At 67.7% G+C, this 23,188-nt stretch carries 22 protein-coding genes; 8 read left to right on the forward strand and 14 right to left on the reverse strand.

Annotation, left to right across the window (positions count from 1 at the left end):
- Positions 1 to 4 precede the first annotated feature (4 nt).
- From EGT67_RS18855 to kstD, 4 genes are all read right to left on the reverse strand, one after another.
- A complete protein-coding gene (locus EGT67_RS18855) occupies positions 5 to 406 on the reverse strand; it encodes a CD225/dispanin family protein (RefSeq protein WP_127917622.1) in 402 nt (133 codons plus the stop codon).
- A gap of 142 nt (positions 407 to 548) precedes the next feature.
- The gene (locus tag EGT67_RS18860) at positions 549 to 2,420 is read right to left on the reverse strand and encodes a cholesterol oxidase substrate-binding domain-containing protein (protein ID WP_127917623.1); all 1,872 of its coding nucleotides are present in this window, start codon (positions 2,418 to 2,420) and stop codon (positions 549 to 551) included.
- A 108-nt stretch (positions 2,421 to 2,528) separates the two neighbouring features.
- Complete coding sequence (locus EGT67_RS18865; protein ID WP_127917624.1) at positions 2,529 to 3,389, reverse strand: MaoC/PaaZ C-terminal domain-containing protein; 861 nt, start codon at positions 3,387 to 3,389, stop codon at positions 2,529 to 2,531.
- Positions 3,390 to 3,403: 14 nt separating this feature from the next.
- Positions 3,404 to 5,095 (reverse strand): 3-oxosteroid 1-dehydrogenase, encoded by a 1,692-nt coding sequence (gene kstD / locus EGT67_RS18870; RefSeq protein WP_206612436.1) that lies wholly within the window; start codon positions 5,093 to 5,095, stop codon positions 3,404 to 3,406.
- A 173-nt stretch (positions 5,096 to 5,268) separates the two neighbouring features.
- Here kstD and EGT67_RS18875 point away from each other — a divergent pair, with 173 nt between their 5' ends.
- Entirely contained in the window at positions 5,269 to 6,171 is a 903-nt protein-coding gene (locus tag EGT67_RS18875; protein WP_127917626.1) for an acetaldehyde dehydrogenase (acetylating), read from the forward strand.
- Between the two features lie 5 nt (positions 6,172 to 6,176).
- Positions 6,177 to 7,250 carry a 4-hydroxy-2-oxovalerate aldolase gene (gene dmpG / locus EGT67_RS18880; RefSeq protein WP_127917749.1) on the forward strand — a complete coding sequence of 358 codons (1,074 nt, stop codon included), beginning with the start codon at positions 6,177 to 6,179 and terminating at the stop codon, positions 7,248 to 7,250.
- Between the two features lie 77 nt (positions 7,251 to 7,327).
- Here dmpG and EGT67_RS18885 read toward each other — a convergent pair whose 3' ends face one another.
- Together EGT67_RS18885 and EGT67_RS18890 are read right to left on the reverse strand one after the other, a co-directional pair.
- A complete protein-coding gene (locus EGT67_RS18885) occupies positions 7,328 to 7,660 on the reverse strand; it encodes a hypothetical protein (RefSeq protein WP_127917627.1) in 333 nt (110 codons plus the stop codon).
- A 1-nt stretch (position 7,661) separates the two neighbouring features.
- Positions 7,662 to 8,819, reverse strand: coding sequence for a 3-ketosteroid-9-alpha-monooxygenase, oxygenase component (locus EGT67_RS18890; protein ID WP_127917628.1), 1,158 nt, complete (start codon positions 8,817 to 8,819; stop codon positions 7,662 to 7,664).
- Positions 8,820 to 9,009: 190 nt separating this feature from the next.
- Between EGT67_RS18890 and hsaA the strand changes: the two genes are divergently transcribed.
- From hsaA to EGT67_RS18920, 6 genes are all read left to right on the forward strand, one after another.
- Positions 9,010 to 10,185, forward strand: a complete 1,176-nt coding sequence (gene hsaA / locus EGT67_RS18895; protein ID WP_127917629.1) for a 3-hydroxy-9,10-secoandrosta-1,3,5(10)-triene-9,17-dione monooxygenase oxygenase subunit — start codon at positions 9,010 to 9,012, stop codon at positions 10,183 to 10,185.
- A gap of 9 nt (positions 10,186 to 10,194) precedes the next feature.
- The gene (gene hsaD, locus EGT67_RS18900) at positions 10,195 to 11,100 is read left to right on the forward strand and encodes a 4,5:9,10-diseco-3-hydroxy-5,9,17-trioxoandrosta-1(10),2-diene-4-oate hydrolase (RefSeq protein ID WP_127917630.1); all 906 of its coding nucleotides are present in this window, start codon (positions 10,195 to 10,197) and stop codon (positions 11,098 to 11,100) included.
- Entirely contained in the window at positions 11,100 to 11,999 is a 900-nt protein-coding gene (gene hsaC / locus EGT67_RS18905; protein WP_127917631.1) for an iron-dependent extradiol dioxygenase HsaC, read from the forward strand. The genes hsaD and hsaC overlap by 1 nt, the downstream gene beginning before the upstream one ends.
- The gene (hsaB, locus tag EGT67_RS18910) at positions 11,999 to 12,586 is read left to right on the forward strand and encodes a 3-hydroxy-9,10-secoandrosta-1,3,5(10)-triene-9,17-dione monooxygenase reductase subunit (RefSeq protein WP_127917632.1); all 588 of its coding nucleotides are present in this window, start codon (positions 11,999 to 12,001) and stop codon (positions 12,584 to 12,586) included. Before hsaC ends, hsaB begins: the two co-directional genes overlap by 1 nt.
- Before the next feature lie 155 nt (positions 12,587 to 12,741).
- Positions 12,742 to 13,446, forward strand: coding sequence for a hypothetical protein (locus tag EGT67_RS18915; RefSeq protein WP_127917633.1), 705 nt, complete (start codon positions 12,742 to 12,744; stop codon positions 13,444 to 13,446).
- A gap of 391 nt (positions 13,447 to 13,837) precedes the next feature.
- Entirely contained in the window at positions 13,838 to 14,293 is a 456-nt protein-coding gene (locus EGT67_RS18920; RefSeq protein ID WP_127917634.1) for an SRPBCC family protein, read from the forward strand.
- 65 nt (positions 14,294 to 14,358) lie between these two features.
- On the opposite strand, the gene EGT67_RS18925 is transcribed toward EGT67_RS18920, so the two are convergent.
- Genes EGT67_RS18925 through EGT67_RS18960 form a run of 8 tightly spaced genes read right to left on the reverse strand, consistent with a single transcriptional unit; the run spans position 14,359 to position 23,130 of the window.
- A complete protein-coding gene (locus EGT67_RS18925; protein WP_127917635.1) occupies positions 14,359 to 15,357 on the reverse strand; it encodes a MaoC family dehydratase in 999 nt (332 codons plus the stop codon).
- A 4-nt stretch (positions 15,358 to 15,361) separates the two neighbouring features.
- The gene (locus tag EGT67_RS18930) at positions 15,362 to 16,216 is read right to left on the reverse strand and encodes an HpcH/HpaI aldolase/citrate lyase family protein (protein WP_241566118.1); all 855 of its coding nucleotides are present in this window, start codon (positions 16,214 to 16,216) and stop codon (positions 15,362 to 15,364) included.
- Positions 16,213 to 17,418 (reverse strand): CoA transferase, encoded by a 1,206-nt coding sequence (locus EGT67_RS18935; protein WP_127917636.1) that lies wholly within the window; start codon positions 17,416 to 17,418, stop codon positions 16,213 to 16,215. The genes EGT67_RS18930 and EGT67_RS18935 overlap by 4 nt, the downstream gene beginning before the upstream one ends.
- Positions 17,415 to 18,638 carry an acetyl-CoA C-acetyltransferase gene (locus tag EGT67_RS18940; protein WP_241566119.1) on the reverse strand — a complete coding sequence of 408 codons (1,224 nt, stop codon included), beginning with the start codon at positions 18,636 to 18,638 and terminating at the stop codon, positions 17,415 to 17,417. The genes EGT67_RS18935 and EGT67_RS18940 overlap by 4 nt, the downstream gene beginning before the upstream one ends.
- Positions 18,631 to 20,328 (reverse strand): AMP-binding protein, encoded by a 1,698-nt coding sequence (locus tag EGT67_RS18945; protein ID WP_127917638.1) that lies wholly within the window; start codon positions 20,326 to 20,328, stop codon positions 18,631 to 18,633. Before EGT67_RS18945 ends, EGT67_RS18940 begins: the two co-directional genes overlap by 8 nt.
- On the reverse strand, positions 20,325 to 21,176 hold the full coding sequence (locus tag EGT67_RS18950) for an alpha/beta fold hydrolase (protein WP_127917639.1): 852 nt from the start codon (positions 21,174 to 21,176) through the stop codon (positions 20,325 to 20,327). The genes EGT67_RS18945 and EGT67_RS18950 overlap by 4 nt, the downstream gene beginning before the upstream one ends.
- Positions 21,173 to 21,940 (reverse strand): hypothetical protein, encoded by a 768-nt coding sequence (locus tag EGT67_RS18955; RefSeq protein ID WP_127917640.1) that lies wholly within the window; start codon positions 21,938 to 21,940, stop codon positions 21,173 to 21,175. The genes EGT67_RS18950 and EGT67_RS18955 overlap by 4 nt, the downstream gene beginning before the upstream one ends.
- Complete coding sequence (locus EGT67_RS18960; RefSeq protein WP_127917641.1) at positions 21,937 to 23,130, reverse strand: acyl-CoA dehydrogenase family protein; 1,194 nt, start codon at positions 23,128 to 23,130, stop codon at positions 21,937 to 21,939. The genes EGT67_RS18955 and EGT67_RS18960 overlap by 4 nt, the downstream gene beginning before the upstream one ends.
- Positions 23,131 to 23,188 lie beyond the last annotated feature (58 nt).

A 23,188-nucleotide genomic window follows, 5' to 3' on the forward strand; every position in this document is an offset into this window, starting at 1 on the left:
GCGACTACCAGCCCCTCCCGTGGTGGTGCCAGTTGTCGTCGTACCCGCCGTGCGAGATCCACACCGCGGCCATCACGATGTAGGCGATTGCGAGCAACACGAGGATGCCGCCGAGGATCCACAGTGACAGCTGACCGAGCTTGCGGACGCGGTCGGACGCGTATTGGGCACCGGCGTAGTCGCCGCGGGCCCACCGCGGGTACACCTCGAACGCGTTGCTGAACGCCGCGAATGCGAGCGGCCAGAATGCGACCAGCGCGGCGACCGCCCATCCGGCGTTGCTCGAAGGCGGTCCGGGGGCCTGCTGCGGGGCAGCCGGCGGCGGGGGAGGCGGAGGGGGTGGCGCGGGTTCCGACGGGCCGGGAGGAGGCGGGGGAGGAACCGGGTCCGGATTGCTCGATGTCATGACAGCACTCCCTCGTTCGCGTCTGTCACCGATCACTTCCGACGGTACGCCGACGGAGGGTCACGCGTGGACACGACGACGCCGGTGGCGCCTGCGCGTTGTGTGCGCGGCGCCACCGGCGTCGGTGCAGGATCAGCTCGGGTTACGAGGGCGGAAGCAGCTTGTCCATGAACTCGTTCGAGTAGATCCGGTGCGGGTCGAGCTCGTTGTACCGCGCGTTGGCGGTGTCCCAGTTGTGGACGTTCTGGACGCCTTCCATGTAGGTGGCCCGCATCCCGTTCCTGACGATGTTGTCGTCGGTGTACGGGTTGGGGCCGAACGCCCAGCCCTTCGACCACTCGGGACGGAACGTGGCGGCGTTGTTGTTGTAGTGCCCGCGCATCCACTGCTCCATCTCCCGGTAGAACTCGAACATGCCGGGGGTGCCCGGAACGCCGAGAACGTTCAGCCAGATGGCGACGTCCCAGTCGGAATGATCGGGACGCGGACGGGTCGCTGCGATGGTCGGCGAGCCGGCCGAGTCCACCTTGACGTCCTCAGGCTTGTCGAGGCCGCAGCAGCGGATCTCGACAGGCCCGTTCAGCGGGAACTGGCCCAGGCTGCGGTAGTGCTCGATGCGGCCGTTGAACCACTGCGTGAAGTCGTGGATCACGGTAGCGATGTTGGCTCGGCTCGTGACGACGGCGCCGCCGCCCTCGGTGAGGCGCAGCGTCGTGGGCTTGATGTAGAACTGGACGTCCTTCGACCAGCCCCAGATGTCGCTGGAGTTCGTCGCGGCCAGACCGAGCTTGGTGATCTCGTACATCTGCGGACCGAACTGCTGCGCCATCGCGGGGTTTCCGGCGTTCATCGCGCCGAGTATGTCGGTGAGCGCCTCCGGGAGGTTGTCGGAGAACACGTAGTTGTAGGGGCCGTCGACCGCACGCGACTGCGCAGGCTTGCCCGCGAGCGAGCCGAGCGAGCCCAGCGAACCGGACGAGCCGGAGCTGCCGTTCCCCTCCGGCTTGTCCGGCGTGACCGTCCAGACCTTCATCCACGGCTTGTCGGTGAAGGGGTACCAGATCGCCTCGGCGCCACCGGACGCGGCGACGAAGCTTTCGAACGTCCGGCCCGACGCGCCCTTCTCCGCGAACAGCTCTTCCCAGGGGATGTCGGTGTAGCTCTGGCACCGCAGACGAAAGTTGGGACCGGCCTGCATCGTCACCGAGGTCAGGAAGCAGCGACCCAGGTTGGTGAGCAGCGGCAGGATGCCGGGATCGTTGCGGCGGTAGGTCTTCAGCTCGTACTTGTTCGTGGTGCCGTTCCACACCACCGCGGTGAGTTCGGTGACGAGGTTGCTCAGCGAGCCGTAGGTATGGCCCGGCAACGTTTCTGCACCCTCGGCGGGCAGTGCCGCGCCGTGGGCGTTGACGGCGAGCGCGCCGGCGATCGACAGCACACCCGGAGCCGGCAGGTTGGCCCAGCCCAGGTTGTGCTTCTGCAGTTCGGTCACGATCGCGTCGATGCTCGCGCCCGCGCCCGCGGTGACGGTCGCCGGCGAGCCGCCGGCATTCACGCTGACGCTGTTCAGGTGCGTCATGGTGTCGGCGAGGATCACCTTTTCGACGTTGGAGCCGTTGACGACCGTCAGCGGCGTCCAGCCGTGCATCGCGCCGCGGGGACGGATCTTGTAGCCGTTCTCGTGCGCCCAGTTGACGAGCCGCACGACGTCGTCCGCCGTCTTCGGCGAGCACACCCAGGTCGCGTCCAGCATGATCTCCTTGGACCAGTTCTGGTACGCCTGCTGGAAGAGCGAGATGTCTTCCGGGAAGTTCGGCGGCGGGGGGAGCGGGGCGCCCGAACCCAGAGATCCGAGGGAGCCGGAGGAGCCGGCACCCAGGGATCCGAGAGAGCCTGCGGGGACTGCGAACGCGGGGGTCCAGCCGCCGACCACAGCACCGGCCGCCAGAGCACCGGCACCCGCAGCGAGGAATCCTCGCCGCGACAGCCGGGGCTGCTCGTCGATTGACGTCATTCGTGTACTCCAAGGGTGTGAGGGGGAAACAGAAAAGGGTGCAGTTATGTCCGGTCGGGTCGACGAGCACGTCGACCCGACCGGTACAGCTATTCGGCTGGGCGTCCGCTAGGCGACGGTGAGCACGACGTCCGCCAGGGCCGGTGAATCGTTGCGCTCGGGAACCGTTGCCGAAAGCAGCAACCGGTCGCTCTCGCGCCAGATCCGTGTCCGAAGTGTCTCGCCGGGATATACCACACCGGCGAACCGGGCCCGAAATCCCTTGACCCGATCGGCATCACCGTCGAGGACGGTATCGGTTGCCGCCTTGCACACGATTCCGTATGTGCACAGCCCATGCAGGATAGGCGCAGGGAAGCCTGCTGCGGAGGCGAATGCGGGATCCGAATGGAGAGGATTGCGATCTCCGCACATGCGGTAGAGCAGCGCCTGCTGCGGGAGGACCGGTGAGAGCACCTCCGCGTCGGGCGCACGGTCGGGGAGCGCGACGGACTCCGACGGCCCGCGTTCGCCTCCGAAACCGCCCTCACCACGGGCGAAGATCGACGACCGCGCCGTCCACAGCGGTGATCCGTCGAGCGCCGCGGTCGAGGACTCCTGGACGATCACTGCGGCCTTGCCCTTGTCCCAGACCTCCGCGATCCGGGTGGTGGTCCGCGCCGACCCGCTGGCCGGAATCGGCTGGTGCACGGTCACTTCCTGGCTACCGTGGACGACCTTGGCGAGGTCGATCTCGACGCCCGGGAACGACACGCGCGGCGCCTCGGTCGCGTGGATGTTCGCCACCACCGTCGCGAACGTGGGCAGCACCTGTGGTTTGGCGTCGTCGAGGTAGCGCAGCTCGCTCGGATCGAGCGGGCGGGAGCCCGCACCGATGCCGAGGTGGTAGAGCTGCACGTCGGACGGTGTCCAGGAGAACTCCTGCGCGGGGAGCTCGGCTCCGATCGCGATCGACGGATCGATGGGCACTGGTCTGTCTCCTGTCAGTTCGTCACGGATTCCGCAGCGGCACGGGCGCGGTCGGCGATGTCGAGCACTGCGAGGTACGCGAACGTCATCGCGGGACCGATCGTCGCGCCGGGGCCGGCGTAGGTGTGGCCCATGACCGGGGAGCTGCAGTTGCCCGCGGCGTAGAGGCCGGCGATCACGGAGCCGTCCTCGCGGAGCGCGCGGCCGTTGACGTCGGTGACGATGCCGCCCTTGGTGCCGAGGTCGCCCGGGACCATCTTGATCGCGTAGAACGGCGCCTTGCCGATCTCGGCGAGGCTGGGGTTCTTCAGGCGCGGATCGCCGTAGTAGTGGTCGTATCCGCTGTCGCCGCGACCGAAGTCCTCGTCCTTGCCGTTGCGCGCGAAGCCGTTGAACCGCTCCACCGTCTCGGTGAGGGCGTCGACGGGCAGGCCCGTCTTCTCCGCCAGCTCCGCGATGGTGCCGGCCTTGACGATGATTCCGGCCTTGAGCCAGCGGCCCGGGAACGGCGAGCGGGGGGTGATGCCGGCGAAGGTGTACCGGTTGCGGTAGCGCTGGTCGAGGATCATCCAGGTGGGGATGTTCTCGCCCGGGCCCTCGCCCTGGCCGTACTCGCCGCCGTACATCGTGTGGACGGCCTCGACGTACGGGGCGGCCTCGTTGCCGAACCGCTTACCGCTGGTGTTGACCATGATGCAGCCGGGCAGCGTCCGCTCGGACAGCGCGAACCACGGTCCGCCGGTGAGCGGGATCGACGGACCCCACCACGCGTCGTCCATGAAGTCGACTGCCGCGCCGAGCTTCTGGCCCGCGGCGATGCCGTCGCCGGTGTTGGCCTTGGCGCCCACGGTCCACTCCGTACCGATCGGGGCGCGCTGGTACTTCTTGCGCATCTCGTCGTTGTGCTCGAAGCCGCCGGAGCCCAGGACGACGCCGTGGCGGGCGTGGATGATCTGCTCCTCGCCGTCGACGAGCACCTTCACGCCGCGCACGACGTCACCCTCGGTGACCAGATCGGTCAGCGGCGTGTTCAGCAGGATCGGGACACCGGCGTCGCGCAGACCGATCCGGAGACCGGCCATCAGCGCCTGGCCGCGCACGAGCAGGTCCTTGCCGCGTGCCTTCGCGACCAGGAATCGCATGCCGACCTTCATCGCACGCAGCGGGCCGCGGCGGTTGCGCATCAGCAGGTTGAGCCAGCGGTAGTCGGCCTGCGTGATGACGAAGTTCTTGGGTGCCTTCACGTAGTCCGGCTCGAGGTTCTTGCGGTCGTCGCCGAGACGGTTGCCGTCGAACGGGGTCGGCTCGACCGAGCGACCGCCGAGCCGTCCGCCGGGCGCCTCCGGGTAGTAGTCCGAGTAGTTCGGCACCCACTGCAGTTCCAGCGCGCTGTTCTTCAGCACGAACGAGAGCATCTCCGGGCCGCGATCGATGTAGGTGTCGATCTTCTCCGGGGCGACGACGTCGCCGATGATGCTGTGCAGATAGGTGCGGGCCGCGTCGGTGGTGTCGGTGACGCCGTCACGCTGGAGCACCTCGTTGTTCGGGATCCAGACACCTCCGCCCGACCGTGCGGACGAGCCGCCGTAGTGGGCTGCCTTCTCGATGACGACCACGCTCAGGCCCTGGTGCGCGGCGGTCAGGGCGGCGGTCATACCGGCAGCACCGCTACCGACGACGATGATGTCGTATTCCTGCTTGCTCATGTAGAACACGTTATAGAATGGGGGGGCTGCCAGTCCATGCTTTCTGCCAGTAAGTATGGCCGGGAGCGTCCGACCGTGACGTTGGCAAACGAACACGGGTTGCAGTTTTCGTCGTGGTGCCTGTGTTCGTCCGTGCTCGTCGCGGAAATCCTGCGGTTCGAGTAGGAGTTCACATGACGAAGGCAAGTGTCGCGATCGTGGGTTCCGGCAACATCAGCACGGACCTGCTCTACAAGTTGCAGAGATCCCGATGGCTCGAGCCGCGCTGGATGCTCGGCATCGATCCCGCCAGCGAGGGCCTCGCGCGGGCCCGGAAGATGGGGCTCGAGACGTCGGCCGAGGGCGTCGACTGGTTGCTGAACCGGGCCGAGAAGCCCGACATGATCTTCGAGGCGACGTCCGCGTACGTGCACCGTGACGCCGCCCCCAGGTACGCCGAACACGGGATCCGCGCAATCGATCTCACCCCGGCCGCGGTCGGCCCGGCCGTCGTGCCGCCGGCGAACCTGCGCGAGCACCTCGACGCCCCGAACGTCAACATGATCACGTGCGGGGGTCAGGCCACGATTCCGATCGTGTACGCGGTCTCCCGCGTCGTCGACGTGCCCTACGCGGAGATCGTCGCGTCGGTCGCGTCGGTGTCCGCCGGACCCGGTACGCGCGCGAACATCGACGAGTTCACCAAGACCACCAGTCGCGGCGTGGAGGTGATCGGTGGCGCCCGCCGCGGCAAGGCCATCATCATCCTCAACCCGGCGGATCCGCCGATGATCATGCGCGACACCATCTTCTGCGCCATCCCCGAGGACGCCGACCGGGCCGCGATCACCGAGTCGATCCACCGGGTGGTCGCCGACATCCAGCAGTACGTGCCCGGCTACCGACTGCTCAACGAGCCGCAGTTCGGCGACCCGACCGTCGTGTCGGGCGGGCACGCCACCGTCACCACCTTCGTCGAGGTAGAGGGTGCGGGCGACTTCCTGCCGCCGTACGCGGGCAACCTCGACATCATGACCGCGGCGGCCACCAGGGTCGGCGAGGAGATCGCCCGACAGCTTCTGAGCGTGGAGGCGTGAGCGACATGAGCAACAGCGGCGCCGAAACGGCGAACCTGCCCGGCAGCATCCACTTCGACAGCGCGTGGGACATCCGCATCACCGACACCTCGCTCCGCGACGGATCGCACCACAAGCGACACCAGTTCACCGGTGCGGAGGTGCGGGACATCGTCACCGCCCTGGACGGGGCCGGCGTGCCCGTCATCGAGGTGACCCACGGCGACGGCCTCGGCGGCTCGTCGTTCAACTACGGCTTCTCGAAGACCCCCGAGCAGGAACTGATCAAGATCGCCGTCGGCACGGCGAAGCGGGCGAAGATCGCGTTCCTGATGCTGCCCGGCGTCGGCGTGAAGGAGGACATCGTCGCGGCACAGGACAACGGCGCGTCGATCTGTCGCATCGCCACGCACTGCACCGAGGCGGACGTCTCGATCCAGCACTTCGGGCTGGCCCGCGACCGCGGTCTCGAGACCGTCGGCTTCCTGATGATGGCGCACACCGTCCCACCGGAGAAGCTCGCGGAGCAGGCCCGCATCATGGCCGACGCCGGCTGCCAGTGCGTGTACGTCGTCGACTCGGCCGGAGCGCTCGTACTCGAGCAGGTCTCCGAGCGGGTGGAGGCGCTGGTCCAGGAACTCGGCAGGGACGCGCAGGTCGGCTTCCACGGGCACGAGAACATGGGCCTGGGCGTGGCGAACTCGATCGCGGCCGTCCGGGCGGGAGCCGAGCAGATCGACGGCAGCACCCGGCGTTTCGGGGCCGGCGCCGGTAACGCGCCGGTGGAGGCGCTCGTCGCAGTGTTCGACAAGATCGGGGTGAAGACCGGGATCGACTTCTTCGCGATCGCCGAGGCCGCGGAGAACGTCGTGCGCCCCACGATGCCGTCGGAGTGCCTGCTCGACCGGCAGGCGCTGATGATGGGCTACGCGGGCGTGTACTCGAGCTTCCTCAAGCACGCCGAACTGCAGGCCGAGCGCTACGGCGTCTCCGCCGCGGAGATGCTGGTGCGGGCCGGCAAGCGCAAGCTCGTCGGCGGCCAGGAGGACCAGCTCATCGACATCGCGCTCGAGCTGCAGCGCGAGGCCGCGAACCGCTAGTCCCGCACCCGGACCGACGAAGAAGGGGCGCGCATCCGCCGGATGCGCGCCCCTTCTCCTGCCTCCCCCCACACCCACTACGACTGTGTGTCGCGCACCTCGAGGATGCCCTCCATCACTGCGTGGTTGATGCTGTTCAGCAGACGCGGGCAGGTCTGCCGCGACCCGGTCCGGCCGCCGGATCCGGTGAATTCCGGACACACCTCCGCCGGGTCGGCCTGCCACTGGATGCTGGTGTGCTTGTAGCTGTTCTTGCGAACGAGAACGCAGGTTCCGCATGCGCGGCACTGCACCTCGTGGAGCCCCTCCTCGAGGTACGAGTGCAGATCGGCCGCGGTCTGTGCGCGGACGGCCTCGACCCGGGCCGGGCTGTCTGCGTAGTTCGGGGCCTTGGCCCAGGTCGAGGTCATGTCACACCCCCGTCTTGTGATCGGCGGCCTCGGCGGCGTCCTTCTCGGCTGCCTGACGTGCCAGGTTCGCGTCGACCTCGCGCTGCCACGCCTCGACGGCCTTGGTGGTGTCGATCTCGAACTCGAAGCGCTGCGTCGACTTCTCGTCGACCTCGGCGACGTCGACGTAGAACTGGTCGTACCAGCGACGCAGCTGGTAGACCGGGCCGTCCTCCTCGCACAGGAGCGGGTTCTCGATCTTGGTCTTGTTCTTCCAGATCGCGACGTCCTGCTCGAAGCCCATCGCCACACCCTGGGTGAACTTGCTCGCCAGCTTGTCGCTGGTGGCGTCGTCCAGGCCCTTGGGCTTCTCCACGCTGACGCCGTACATGAGCATGAACGAGTCCTGCGTGACCGGGTAGTGGCAGTTGATCAGCAGGCTCTCGACCTTGTAGCCGCTGTAGTTGTTGTGCAGCCAGTTCACCATGTACGACGGACCGAAGTACGACGCCTCCGAGTCCAGGATGGACTCGCCGTACTGGGTGCCCATGTTCCCGACGTCGGGCCGGCCGTGGTTCTGCAGGTACTGCGTCGCGACGTGGCCCTCGAAGACGTTCTTGAAGTACTTCGGGAACCCGAAGTGGACGTAGAAGAAGTGCGCCATGTCCACGACATTGTCGACGATCTCGCGGCAGTTGGAACCCTCGACGAGGATGCGGTTCCACTTCCAGTCGGTCCACTCGTCGGTGAAGACCTGCGGCAGGTGCGGGATCGTGACGTCGTCCGGCGGCGGGTTGCCCTCGGGGTCGTTCCACACGAACAGCTGCTTGTTCTCCTGCAGCGTGATCCACGAGCGGGTCCGCGCGATCGGCGGCACTCGGCGGGCGTAGGGGATGTCGGTGCACTTGCCGTTGCCGCCCCAGCGCCAGTCGTGGAACGGACACGCGACCGAGTCGCCCTTGATCTCGCCCTGGCTCAGATCGCCACCCATGTGCCGGCAGTACGCGTCGAGCACGTGGAGCTTGTTCTGGCTGTCGGCGAACACGACCAGCTTGGTGCCGAACGCCTCCACCGCGTGCGGCTTGCCGTCGAGGAATTCGCTCTCCAGGCCGATGCAGTGCCAACCGCGTGCGAAACGCGTCTGCGGAGCTCCCACATCGATCTCACGAATCTGCGCCATCAGTACCTCACATCCCTTCTAGCTGTTGGTAGAACACGTTATAGAACTTCGCGAGATTCCGCTAGATTTCGCGTGCCTGGTATCGGCACCGACTACCGATTACCAGTGGAATTCACGTTTCCTCGACATGGAAGAGAACGTGTTCTAGTCTCAGGAACAAGTGAACATCGATTACAGACGGGAGCGTCCAGTGGGTGACCATGACAGCCGCGAGGTGATGCAGCGGATCGACGCGCTACTGCCGGTGCTGCGTGAACGCGCGCAGGAGACCGAGGATCTTCGCCGCATCCCCGACGAGTCCATCAAGGCTCTGCAGGAGACCGGCTTCTTCCGGCTGGTGCAGCCCAAGCAGTGGGGCGGCATCGAGGCCGATCCCGTCACCTTCTACACCGCGGTGCGCAACATCGCGAGCGCCTGTGGGTCGACCGGCTGGGTCGCCGGCATCCTCGGCATCCACAACTGGCACCTGGCGCTGTTCGACCAGCAGGCCCAGGAGGACGTCTGGGGCAAGGACACCGACGTCCGGATCTCGTCGTCGTACGCGCCGATGGGTGCCGGCGAGGTCGTCGACGGCGGCTACAAGGTCAACGGCGCGTGGGCCTGGTCGTCCGGCAGCGACCACGCGACGTGGGTCGTCGTCGGTGGACCGGTCATCAAGGACGGCCGCCCGGTCGACTTCGGCAGCTTCCTGATCCCGCGTGAGGACTACGAGATCGACGACGTGTGGAACGTCGTCGGGCTCAAGGGCACCGGCAGCAACACCGTCGTCGTCAAGGACGTCTTCGTGCCGCGCCACCGCTTCCTGAGCTTCAAGGCGATGAGTGACCTCACCGCTCCGGGTCTGCAGCAGAACACCGCTCCGCTCTACAAGATGCCGTGGGGCACCATCCATCCCACGACGATCTCGACCCCGATCGTCGGCATGGCGTACGGCGCGTACGCCGCACACGTCGAGCATCAGGGCAAGCGCGTGCGCGCGGCCTACGCCGGCGAGAAGGCCAAGGACGACCCGTTCGCCAAGATCCGCATCGCCGAGGCGTCCAGCGACATCGACGCCGCGTGGCGTCAGCTGTCCGGCAACGTCGCCGACGAGTACGCGCATCTCCTTGCCGGCGAGGACATTCCGATGGAGCTGCGCCTGCGCGCCCGTCGTGACCAGGTTCGTGCCACCGGCCGCGCGATCGCGTCGATCGACCTGCTGTTCGAGAACTCGGGTGCCACCGCCCTCGCGAACGGCACGCCGATCCAGCGTTTCTGGCGTGATGCGCACGCCGGCCGGGTGCACGCGGCCAACGATGCCGAGCGCGCGTACGTGATGTTCGGTGGTGCCGAGTTCGGTCTGCCGCTCACCGACACGATGGTCTAGGGGCGAGAGATGACGGCAACCGACGAACTCACCTACGAGTCGACGTCACGTTTCGCGCAGGTCCGTCCGGACCTGAAGCTGCACTACCACGAGGCGGGCGTCGGCAACGGGCCGACGATCGTCCTGCTGCACGGCGGTGGGCCGGGCGCGTCGTCGTGGTCCAACTTCGCCAGGAACATTCCCGTCCTGGCGCAGCAGTTCCACGTGATCGCGGTCGACCAGCCCGGCTACGGCAAGTCCGACAAGCCGACCGAGCATCCGCAGTACTTCCGGCACAGCGCGTCGGCACTGAAGGATCTGCTCGACACGATCGGCATCACCGAACGCGTTCACCTGCTGGGCAATTCGCTCGGAGGCGGTGCGGCCGTGCGGTTCGCGCTGGACTACCCGGATCGGGCCGGCCGGCTCGTGCTCATGGGACCGGGCGGGCTGAGCGTCAACCTGTTCGCGCCGGACCCGACCGAGGGCGTCAAGAACCTCGGCAAGTTCAGCTACCAGCCGACGCGGGAGAACCTCGAGGCGTTCCTGCGCATCATGGTGTTCGATCAGAACCTCATCACCGACGCGCTGATCGACGAGCGGTTCGCGGCGGCCAGCACGCCGGAGTCGCTCGCGGCGGCGAAGGCGATGGGCAAGTCGTTCTCGAGCTCCGAGTTCGAGCTGGGCATGCTGTGGCGCGACGCCTACAAGCTGCGTCAGCGGGTGCTGCTGATCTGGGGCCGCGAGGACCGGGTCAACCCGATCGACGGTGCGCTGGTGGCGCTCAAGATGATTCCGCGGGTGCAACTGCACGTCTTCGGTGGCTGCGGACACTGGGCGCAGCTCGAGAAGTTCGACGAGTTCAACCGGCTCGCGAGCGACTTCCTCTCCGACAGTGACATTGCCCGAGGCTCCGCCCGAGAAGGGGGCAACTGATGAGTATCCGTTCGCTGGCGTACCTGCGTATCGAGGCGACCGACATGGCCGCGTGGCGCGAGTACGGCCTCAAGGTGCTCGGCATGATCGAGGGCAAGGGCACCAACCCGGACAACCTGTACCTGCGCATGGACGACTACCCGGCGCGCCTGGTCATCGTTCCCGGTGAGCGCGACGGGCTCTACTCGGCCGGCTGGGAATGTGCGAACGCCGAAGGCCTGCAGGAGATCCGCGAGCGCCTGGCCAAGGCCGACTGGGAGTTCGAGGAGGGCACCAAGGAGGAGGCGGCCGAGCGCAACGTCGTCGAGTTCATCAAGTGCCGCGACGCCTCCGGTTCCCGCCTGGAGATCTTCCACACCGTCGCCCTGCAGCACCGTCGCATCGTGAGCCCGTACGGGCACAAGTTCGTCACCGGCGAGCAGGGTCTCGGGCACGTGGTGCTCGCGACCAAGGACGACGAGGCGGACCTCGAGTTCTACCGTGACGTGCTCGGGTTCAAGCTGCGCGACTCGATGCGACTGCCTCCGCAGGTCGTCGGGCGTCCGGCGGACGGCGAGCCGGCGTGGCTGCGCTTCCTCGGCTGCAACCCGCGTCACCACAGCCTCGCGTTCGCGCCGCTGCCGAACCCCACGGGGATCGTGCATCTCATGGTCGAGGTGGAGAACTCCGACGACGTCGGCCTCTGCCTGGATCGCGCCCTGCGCAAGAACGTGAAGATGTCGGCGACGCTGGGTCGCCATGTGAACGACCTGATGCTGTCGTTCTACATGAAGACGCCGGGCGGCTTCGACGTCGAGTTCGGGTGCGAGGGACTCGAGGTCGAGGACGACAAGTGGATCGCGAAGGAGAGCACCGCCGTGAGCCTGTGGGGACACGACTTCACGGTGGGGTTCAAGTAATGTCCGCCAACGAGACGTCCGGGGTGGGGACCGGCACGGAGATCGATCCGCGCCAGTTCCGCAACGTCCTCGGGCAGTTCTGCACCGGCGTCACGATCATCACGACCGTCGACGACGACGCCCCCGTCGGGTTCGCGTGCCAGTCGTTCGCGGCACTGTCGCTCGATCCTCCGCTCGTGCTGTTCTGCCCCACGAAGGCATCGCGGTCGTGGGCGGCGATCGAGCGGTCGGGCCGGTTCTGCGTCAACGTCCTCGCCGAGGAGCAGCAGGACACCTGCGCGCGGTTCGGTTCTCGTGAGCCCGACAAGTTCGCCGGGATCGACTGGACGCCTTCACCGTTGGGGTCGCCGATCCTCGACGGCTCGCTCGCGCACATGGATTGCACGGTGGAGACCGTGCACGACGGCGGCGACCACTTCGTGGTGTTCGGCCGGGTCCACTCGATGAGTGAGATCAAGACCGAGCGGCCACTGCTGTTCTACCGCGGTCAGTACACCGGCATCGAGCCGGACAAGACCGTGCCGGCGAAGTGGCGGGACGACCTCGAGGCGTTCCTCACCACGGCCAGCGAGGACACCTGGCTGTAGGTGTCGCGACAGGAAGGCGGAACGCAGTGCATGTGTCTCGTGTGCGACGAAAGATGTTGACGCGGGGCGTGATCAGCGCACTTGCACTTCCCTTGGTGTTCGTTGCGCCCGCTGCTGCCGATTCGGCGGCAGCGGGTGCAACGCATGTGGGGGTCGTGGAGGCGCGATCGTGTACCAATCTCGGTGTCACGATCCCACTCGACGCGATGCAGGCGGAGCGGGCCCGCGCGTTGCTCCCGGCGGGATTCGTCCTCGCCGCGATGCCGACGATGCTGATCGAGACTTCGACCTGTGCGGATGCGAACGTGAACGGAACCGAGATCGGCCGGTTCCACCTGTCCGAGGCCGCGCTGTCGGTCGAGCCACCGGCGGCGATCGCGTCGCCGCGACTGGGCGAGGTCGTTGCCGAGAACATCTACATGCTCTCGCAGTTGGACACGAACGCGTTGCTGTCCGAATTCAAGTCCGGCGTCGGCTACCGAAGCGAACTCGCCGACATCACGCTCGACCTCGGCGCACCCGGCCGACTCGCTCGGCGCGCGTCCGCGACGGCCGGCGGCGATCTCGCGCCGACCTCCGCTGCAGCACAGCTGACACCGACCCTGCTGCCCGACGGGGTGCGGGTACCGAACCCGGGGATTGTCTACAAGCTGTGGACCCGGGATGCGCAGGGCCGCAACGTGGTCACCACGAATGCGAACATGACGATCGACCAGCCTGCGGTGGGCGTCGGGACGGTGACGGCTCCGGAGGGAAGTGTCGTTCAGCGGATCCTCGGTGGCGACACCGCGACCGGCGTCGCCTTCTCCGGCCGTGCCGAGCGCTTCGTCAACGACACGTTCGTCCTCCCCGCGGGGTAGTCGTGCGGGGCGAGACTGCGTCGGACCGTGAACTCCGTCGATGCGCCGGTGTCGGCTGGACCGCCGGCGAGGAAATCTGGTTGTAGGAGACCACCTCAGGGGGAGGGGGAGATCGAAGGGTCCCTGTCGCACGCGCTTCCGGCGTGGGAGGCAGGGGCCCTTCGTGTATCCGGCGTGGATCCCGACGCCTTCAAATGCGGGTCCGGCCGGGTTACGATTGGGGCAGGCGCGTGTCGGACCCGCGGTTTCCAGCGCGCATCGGGCGTGTGACCGGATCGGTTGTCCGCGTGCCGGGTTGGTGCCTTTGCCTTGCTCGCTTCCGTATTCGTCCGTGACGGATCGGATGTGGCGATGTGCGCCGACCAGTCGTGTAGTCGAGGATGTGAGATCCATGGCCAGAACACTCGAGACGAGCGAGACGGTTGTTATCGATCGGCCGCTCCCCGAGGTCTTCCGATATATGACCAATCCCGACAATCTTCCCGAATGGAGTAGCAACGTAATCGAGTACAAGGTGCTCTCCGGGGCGCCGAACGAGGTCGGCGCGGTGATGGACGTGACCGTGCGTGTCGCGGGCGTCCGGATCCACGCGACCGAGGAACTCTCCGATTACCAGGAGAACAAGGTGCTGCGGATCCGGTCGAAGGAATCGAAGATCGGATACGACCGCGAAATCGACTTCGCGAGCGACGGGGACGGTGCGACCCAGGTGACATTTCGGCAGAAGGCGGACGCCGGGTCGGGTCTCTTCAAGTTCGCCGACGCCGTCGTGGTCAAGATGTATGCCCGCGACGTGCGCAGCAACCTCGAGAACGCCAAGGCGATTCTCGAGAGCGCCGACAGCTGAAGGTTCCCTTCATCTTTCGGGGAGCGGTCCGATGAAGGGACGCTTCGTCTGTTGTGGGGAACGATTCAGGTCATCAGCGCGGTGAATTCCCAATCAAGTACCGGCCGGTCGGCACCCGCGGAACCGTGAGCGTGCACCAAGGAGCGCAACTGGACAGCCCACGCGTCACCGACCGGGTCGGCGCGCACAACCCGCAACGTGCTCGTGAGAATGTCGCCTTCCTGCACCGGTCCGGTGTGATCGCATGAGCGCCAACCGAGTACGGTCACCAGATTCGGGAGGGCCCGAGTCGCCTGCGCGAGTGCGATGCCGATCGTGTGCCCCCCGTACACCAGACGGGATCCGGCGATTCGCTCGTCGTGGTGGACGGCGGCGATGTTCAGGCTCATCCGCGCGAGTTCGGGTGCACTGGTGACGACGTCACTGCTGACAGCGAACTCCGTGCCCACCAGGTCGGGGGAGAAGTGCTGACCGGCGACCCTTTCCCGATAGGCGGCCAGGTCCCAGCCCTCCGGGACCGACCACGTTGGAGCGTCGGACGGCCCGATCGACGACAGGTCGGCGGCGTGAACGACCCGTTCCGGGTCGGGGTCGTCGCTCAACGGCAACATGGCGCACCGATAGAAGTCGAGGACGGTCCGACCTTCCTGGTCGGTCGTCGTCATCCGCAGCGCTGCGAGACCGGTGGGCCGCCGACCTGGACGTGCCGAGTTCTCCCGTAGACCCACCACCTCCGTCCGCGTGTACAAGGTGTCGGCGAGATGCGGGAACCGGTGGAAGCGGAGCCCTCGGTAGAAGAGGTTGGCCTTCACGTGGTGCGTGGCCAGCGTCGACTGCCCGATGGCGATGTCGCACACCAGACCCGGATTCGCGACCGCAGTCGGCGCGCCGGTGACCGCGCGCGACAGGTGGGCGTCGAGAGCCAGCCGCATCCGGTCGCCGAGAATCGCCTGATGCGCGGCGGAGAGTCCCTCGGTGAGCGTGACGCCGGGCGCGGTGTCGAACACCGTGCCAAGGGTCAACTCGTCGAAGTAGGGCCCCCCGACGAAGAGTGGTCCGGTCATGTCGTCAGCCTCCGATCTGTGCGAGTACGCGTCGGGCGGCCACTGCGACCGCCTCGTCGAGCATCTGACCGTCGAGTTGTGCGGCACCGGCCCCGGCGGCCTCGGCCTCGACCATGGCATCGAGAACGCGGCGGGCGCGTTCGACGGCCTTGCTCGAGGGCGTGAAGATCTCGGTAGCCGCTCCGACCTGCTGGGGATGGATGACCCACTTTCCGTCGAACCCGAGATCGCGGGTCCACTGCGCCGCTGCCCGGAAGTCGACGTCGTCGGCTATGGACAGGTACGGTCCGTCGACCGCCTGGATGCCGTTGGCGCGGGCGGCGATCAGGACGCGATCCTGGACGTGGAGCCAACGCTCGGGCACGTATCCGTCACCTCGGCCCAGTTCGGCTCCCAGATCGGCGTACCCGATCACGACGGTCTCGAGTCGATCGGTGGCGCTGCAGATCTCGTCGATCGACCGGACTCCCCGCGGAGTCTCGATCAGGGCCTGCAGCCGGGCAGTCGAGCCGAGTTCGGTGAGCAGCCGGTCGGCGGTGATCAGGTCGTCGGCGTCGTCGACCTTCGGCAGCACGATTCCGACGCCGTCGAGCATCCCGACCGCGCTGAGGTCGTCCAGCGCCCACGCCGTCCCGAGGCCGTTGACGCGGACGGTGACCGTTCGATCGCTCCGGTGCTCGCTGACGATCCGGCACACGAGGACCCGTGCCTCGGCCTTACGCGCGGGCGTGACCGCGTCTTCCAGGTCGAGTACCACCTCGTCGGCAGTCGATTCGAGGGCCTTGGCGATCTTGCGTTCGTCCGAGCCCGGGGCGACCAGGGCACATCGGCGCCGGATCGGTGTCGTCGGTTGGCTCACGTCGCCTCCGGGTCACCGAGCACGCCCGCGTCCACGAGGGCGTCGATGGCGGCGTCGTCCAGTCCGGCAGCCGCGGCGATCTGCCGGGTGTGTGCTCCGGATGCCGGTGCCGGCGCGGCGTCGGTGTACACACCGGACCAGCGGAGCGGGGAGCGTGAGGTCAGCATGGCTCCGATGCCAGGCTGGTCGACCTCCTGCACGACGACCTCGTCCGCGATGTGGCGGAGATCGGTGGCTACCTCGGCGAGGGTGCGGTACGGGCTCCACAGAACGCGAGTGCCGTCGAACTCGGTCGCGATCTGTCCGAGTGTGCGGGACTCGAACCAGGGGCACAGGACCGCGGTGATCGTGTCCCGGGCCGCGTACCGATCGGCCTCCACGCTCAGATCGAGCCCGCGGTGGCGTTCGAGTGCGGCGAAGACGTCGGCGGTGTCGGTGACGTCGACGAGGGCCCGCCACTGGCCGGCAGTGAGGCCCACGACCATGACAGCGCGGCCGTCGGCGGTTGGGAAGTCGGCGCCGTAGCTACCGAACAGGGCGTTGCCCTGACGTGCGCGCCCGGTGCCGCGCCGGTCGGCCTCCGCGACCCATCCCATGCTGGCGACCGTGGACAGCGCGACATCACCCAGTGCCAGTTGTAGATACGCGCCCTCGCCGGTCTGCTCGCGGCGGCGCAGCGCTGTCACCAGCCCGAGTGCGGCGTACAGCCCGGTCAGGAGATCCCACGCGGGCAGAACATGATTGACGGGAGAGTCGGAACCCCGCGGTCCCGTCATGAGTGGCAACCCGACCTCGGCGTTGACGGAGTAGTCGACGGCGGGTGTGCCGTCGGCGTGACCCTCGATGTGCAGATGGATCAGATCGGGACAGCGCTGGGCGAGGACGTCGTTGTCCAGCCACCGCGCGTGGGCCGCGTTCTCCAACAGGATTCCGGCCTCGGCGACGAGGCCGGTGACGAACTCGCGACCGGCGTCGCTGCGCAGGTTCACGGTCACCGACTTCTTCGCCTGGTTGAGGCCCGCCCAATAGAGGCTGACGCCGTCGTCGGTGACGGGCCAGCGGGCGCCGTCGACGGCGCCGGAGATCGGATCGACTCGGATCACCTCGGCGCCGAGTTCGGCGAGGATGCGCCCGGCGGTGGGGCCGGCGACGAACGACGACATGTCGACGACGCGGGTACCGTCCAGTGGCCGTGCGGTCATGACACCCTCTCGAAGATCGCGGTCAGTCCCTGCCCGCCGCCGATGCACATCGTCTCGAGGCCGTAGCGCGCATCGCGGCGCTGCATCTCGCGCAACAGTGTGGCGAGGATACGCACGCCGGTGGCCCCGACAGGGTGCCCCAGCGAGATTCCGGATCCGTTGACGTTGGTGCGCTCGTGATCGGCCGCACCGAAGTTCCATTCCCGCATACACGCGAGGGCCTGTGCCGCGAAGGCCTCGTTGAGTTCGATCAGATCGATCTGCGACAGGCCCAGTCCGGCCCGCTCGAGTGCGCGCGCCGTCGACGGGACCGGGCCGATGCCCATCATCGACGGCTGCACGCCTGCAACGGCCCATGTGACCAGGCGAGCGAGCGGATTCAGCCCCAGCCGCTCCGCAGTGGCTCGCGTCGCTACGAGACAGGCTGCCGCGCCATCGTTCTGGCCGCTGGAGTTGCCCGCGGTGACTGTGGCCTTCGAGTCGGTCCTCGCCATGACCGGCCGCAGCCGGGCGAGCGACTCGATGGTGGTGTCGGCGCGCGGGTGCTCGTCCCGTGTGACTGTCTCGGTACCGCCCCTGACCGGGATGTCGACCGGCACGATCTCCTCCGCGAACACCCCGGACTCGATTGCCGCCACCGCGCGTCGATGGGACGTCACGGCGAGCTCGTCCTGCTCCTGCCGGCCGATGCCGTAGGTACGACGCAGGTTCTCGGCGGTCTCGAGCATGCCGCCGGGAACCGGATGGTTCCGGCCGCCGGCGGTGACGCGCCCGCGGGCCAGACGGTCGTGGAGAGCCGCGGGTCCGCCCTTGGCTCCCCAGCGCATGGTCTCGGTGTAGTACTCGGCGCGGCTCATGGATTCGACGCCGCCCGCGATGATCAGGTCTGCGACGCCGGTCTGGACGCGCATGGCCGCGTCGAGTACCGCCTGCAGACCGGAGCCGCAGCGCCGGTCCAATTGTTGGCCGGGCACGGTAGCGGGCAGTCCGGCGTCGAGCGCGGCGACCCGGCCGATCGCCGGGGCCTCACCGTTGGGGTAGCACTGACCGAAGATCACGTCGTCGACGGACTCGGGGTCAATCCCCGTGCGTCGCACCAGCTCCGAGACAACTCGGGCGCCGAGGTCGGCGGCGGGAACGTCGCGGAAGACCCCGCCGTAGCGCCCGACTGGGGTTCGTAGCGGCTCGCAGACGACGATATCGGTGGCTGAGTTACTCACTGCGAAAATCCCTTTCACGATCGGTCCACTGTTGCGCCCACTCGCGCAGTTCGACGGCTCGGATCTTGGTGCCATTTCCGCCCACGGTGGTGGGCATCTTCGCGATCACGTGAACGGCCGACGGCACCTTGAATGGCGCCAGCGAGTTCGCACACCACTGCCTGAGGTCGGCAGCCGTGACCGTCGCATCCTCGGCGGGAACGACGAACCCGACCGCCTGGGCGTAGCCTCCGGGCCCGGTGATCCCCACGACCTTGGCGGTCCGTACGTCGGCGTGTGCGGCGAGACGGGTCTCGATCTCGGCGGGGTCGACGAGGAAACCGCGCAGCCGCAGGGCGTCCCCGGCGCGGCACACATAGGTGAACCCGCCGTCGCCGGTCGCGATCGCCAGATCGCCGCTGCGGAACCAGCCGTCCGTCGTGAACGCCTGCGCTGCCGCCTCGCGATCGCCCAGGTACGCGTCCACGACGTTCGGCCCCCGGACCTGGAGTTCGCCCTGCTCACCGTAGGGCAGCACGGAGTCGTCGTACGGGTCGGCTATACGTACCGAGATCTCCGGGCTCACCGGCCGGCCACCGCCGTTCCACCTCACCGATTCCGGATCGTCGGCGTTCCAGAAGAGCATGAGCGCGAACATCTCCGACGACCCGAACACGCCGGTGGTGAGGGCGTCGAACTCGTCGCGCGCCCAGCGCGCGATCGCGTGCGAGCGTCCGAGGAAATCCGCGATGCCGAGCCACTCGAGTGACGACAGGTCCGCGCGGACGTCTCGCCATGTGTCGTGGAGCCTGCCGTAGAGATCGTCACCGCCCACGATGTGCGACACCCGTTCTGCCTCCATGGCGCGCAGTGTCGCGACAGGATCGAACACCGCGACCATGAGGACGGCGCCGCCGCCCGCGAGGGTCGCCAACGCCGTGTTGAAGCCGAACACTCCGGACAGCGGCAGCACACACAGCGTCACGTTGCCGGGGACGATGCCCATCCCGGCGGCGTCGGCACGGGCATGCGCCACTACGGCTGACTCCCTGTGAGCGGCCAGCTTCGGGATGCCTGTCGAACCCGAGGTGGTGAAGGCGACGGCCAACGGGTCATCCGGGGCACCGAGGAGGCCCGCCGCAGTCGCGGCCACGGTCGCAGGTGTGCAAGGCGCTGCCGCGGTATGCGTGTGTCCGCCACCGGCAAGCCACGATCCGGAGCCGAGATCGAATGCTGTGGAGTCGAAATCGGCCTGGCGTGCAGGTTCATGGCTGGGTGCCGGCACCACCGCGACGGCCGGGGGATCAACTTCGCCGCCGGTGGCCGACAGTGCCTGGCGGAGCGTGCCGAACAGGTCGAGGCCATGGAAGTTGTCGGCAACCGCCACGACGGCGGGCCGCGCGGCTCGGAGAACGTGCTCGACCTCGCCGATGTTGTAGCGGGTGTTGATGCCGATGACGTGGGCTCCGAGCGCCGACACCGCGAACTGCCAGACCAGGGCGTCGGACCAGTTGGGCAGGAACACCGCGACGCACTGACCACGCCCGAGTCCGACTTCGGCCAGTTCGGCTTCGAGGAGTCGTACACGCGTCCGTAGCCGGTCGCGGGTACTCGTGACGGTGCTCGTGCCGATCAGGTCGATCGCCGCCGCCGCCTCCGGGGCCGCGGCGACGAACTCGTCGAGGAACGACGCGAGAGTTGCACGGGTCATGATGCGGCCTCCACTCGTGCCGCTGACGCCAGTTCGCTCAGCCATGCGGCCGCGACGTCGGCGAAGCTCTCGACCTCCTCCATCGGATAGTGGCCGATCCCGGCCAACAGTGTGAAGCGGGCGCCGCGAACGCGGGACGCGTCGGCCTTGACGGTCTCCGGTGTGATCCACGGGTCCTGTTCTCCCGCAACCAGGTGCACAGGGCAGGTCGTCAGGCACAGGCGGTCCCGGACGTCGTGGCCACCCCAGCCGATCAGGTCGGAAGACGAGATGACCGGATCCTCGCGACGGTGCATGGTCGCGATCAGTCGGGCTCGGTCGACGGGTACGGTGTCGCCCACCGAGGCGAGGGTGCCGAGGTACGTGCGTTCGCCGCGGGACGGTCCGGCGACGTCCTCGAGTTCCCGTCGCAGGCCGGACACGTTCACCCGGCCCGGCCCGGCTTCGGCAGCCATGGCGATCGCGCCGGCCAGGGGGCGCTCGGGTCGCGTGGCGAGGTCGAGCGTCAGCTTCCCCCCGATCGAGCAGCCGATCACGAACGGGCGCTCGATGTCGAGGGCGTCGAGGAGCTTCCACAGCCAGTCGCCGTACACCGCGAGATCGACGACCGGACCTCCGGCGGCCGGTTCCGATCGGCCGTGGCCGGGCAGGTCGGGCACGATCACTCGGTAGCCCTTGTCGGCGATCGCGGAAGCGACGTGACGCCACTGCGCACCGCTCTGGCCGGCGGTGTGGATGCACAACACCGTCGGTGCATCCTCGTCGGTCACATCGGTTCGGACTGGCGGATGAACGATCTCGACGAAGCCCAGCGCAGAGTCGATCGTCAGGTAGCGGGCTTCGATCACGACTGTGCCTCCTGAGCGATCGCGCGAGCGTGCGCGATGACGATGTTGAGCGGCTTGGTCAGCCGCAGATACTCGTATCCATCTCCAGCGGAGGAGAATTCGCCTGTGATGGCGCGGCGCATGAAGTCGTTGCGCTCACCGAGCATCAGGTCCACCCACGTGTGTCCGGGCGCGATGAAGGTGAACGTCGCGCCGCCCGGGGTCCGCCGGGTGACGTCGATGATCCGGCCGCGGTAGACGCGTAGGTGGATCTCACGGTCGTCGCAGCGCAATCCGATCGTCCCGTCCCACGTCGCGAGGGACGAGGCGAAGTCAGGGTCTGCCGCAAGGGAGTCGCGCACGAGCACACCCCATCGGTCGGTGCAGAAGTCGGTGGCGGGCACGGTGGGAGCGGTGTCGCCATCGCGAACCCGCCACGTCTCGACGATCTCTTCGCGCAGGGTGTTCACATTGTCCCGCAAGACAACCCGACGTACCACCACGGCCGTGTCGCCGTCCGCCGCTACCTGCGTGATCACCGACTCGGTGCGGACGCTGTCGTCGGGATCGATGGGATCGTGCGCGCGCCACGAGAGACGCTCGCGCACCGCCGACGCGGACCCGGGACGCGGCGTCAACAGCTCGGCGACGGTGGGACCCAGGAGTGCGCTGCCCGCGGGCAGCGCGATGTCGGACTCGGCGAGCAGCGCGTTGACCCGCGCGTACCGGCTCTGCGTCCGCGTACCGACGCGGAGCACGGCGCGTGAGGTTGTGCCGATGCTCATGACGTGGCCCGACCGAGCAGCTCGTCGGAGATGATCCGCATCTGGATCTCGCTGGTGCCTTCGAAGATCTTGGTCAGACGAGCATCACGCCAGTGCCGCTCGACCTGGAAGTCGGTGGTGTAGCCGGCGCCGCCGTGAATCTGCACGGCCTCGCTGGTGACCTGTTCGGCCATCTCGGTGGCGACGAGCTTGGCCATCGAGGCCTCGAGCGAGCAGCGTCGACCGGTGTCGATGTCGGTGGCGACGGAGTACATGAGCTGGCGGGCCGCCTCGATGTTTGCGGCCATCTTGGCGATCTTGAACCGCAGATGCTGGAAGTCGCCGATCGGCTTGCCGAACTGGCGTCGGGTGTGGACGTACTCGATCGAGTCCTCGAGGGCGGCGCGGGCCAGGCCGATCGCGCGAGCAGCGGTGTGGGCGCGGCCCACCTCGAGACCGCTCACGGCGAGGTAGAAGCCCTTGCCTTCCTCGCCGAGCATCTTGTCGGCCGGAACCCGGAAGTTGTCGAAAGACAACTCCCATGTGCTCCAACCGAAGTAGCCGATCTTGCGGACCTTGGTCCCGGAAATGCCGCGGGGGAACGAGCCCCGCTCCTTTTCGAGCAGGAAGGCGCTGATGCCGCGGTGCGGCTTGGCGGGATCCTTGTTCGGATCCGTGCGGGCGAACAGCACGAGGTAGTCGGCGTCGTCGGCATACGTGCACCACATCTTGGTGCCGTTCACCACCCACTCGTCACCGTCACGCACCGCGCGGCACGAGATGTTCGCGACGTCCGATCCGGCCTCGGCCTCGGACAGTGCGTACGCGCCGAGGTACTCGCCGCGTGCGACCCTGGGCAGCAGCGCCGCTTCTTGCTCGATGGTGAAACCGCCGCCCATCCCGTTCCCGCGGGCCAGCAGGCCCGACACGCTCATCCAGGCGCGCGAAAGCTCCTCTGCGACCAGGCAGTACTCGAACACGCCCAGGCCCAGGCCGCCGTGCTCCTCGGGGATCATGATTCCGAAGAAGCCGATGTCGGCCATCGCCTGCTTCAGCGAGTCGGGAATCGTGCCCTGCACCGGGTCGAGTTCGTTGGCGACCGGCAGGACCTGCTTCATGGCGAACTCGCGAGCCAGGTCGCGGATGGCGAGGCGTTCTTCGGTGAGGTACCGCGGGGAATCGACACGCGGCTGTGAAGGTCGGTGAGTCATGCGCTCTCCCTAGTAAAGATTAACGCTTGTTAACCAAGTAGAGCATGCAATCGCGCGG

The organism is Prescottella agglutinans, from assembly GCF_004011865.1.
Taxonomy (GTDB): Bacteria; Actinomycetota; Actinomycetes; order Mycobacteriales; family Mycobacteriaceae; genus Prescottella; species Prescottella agglutinans.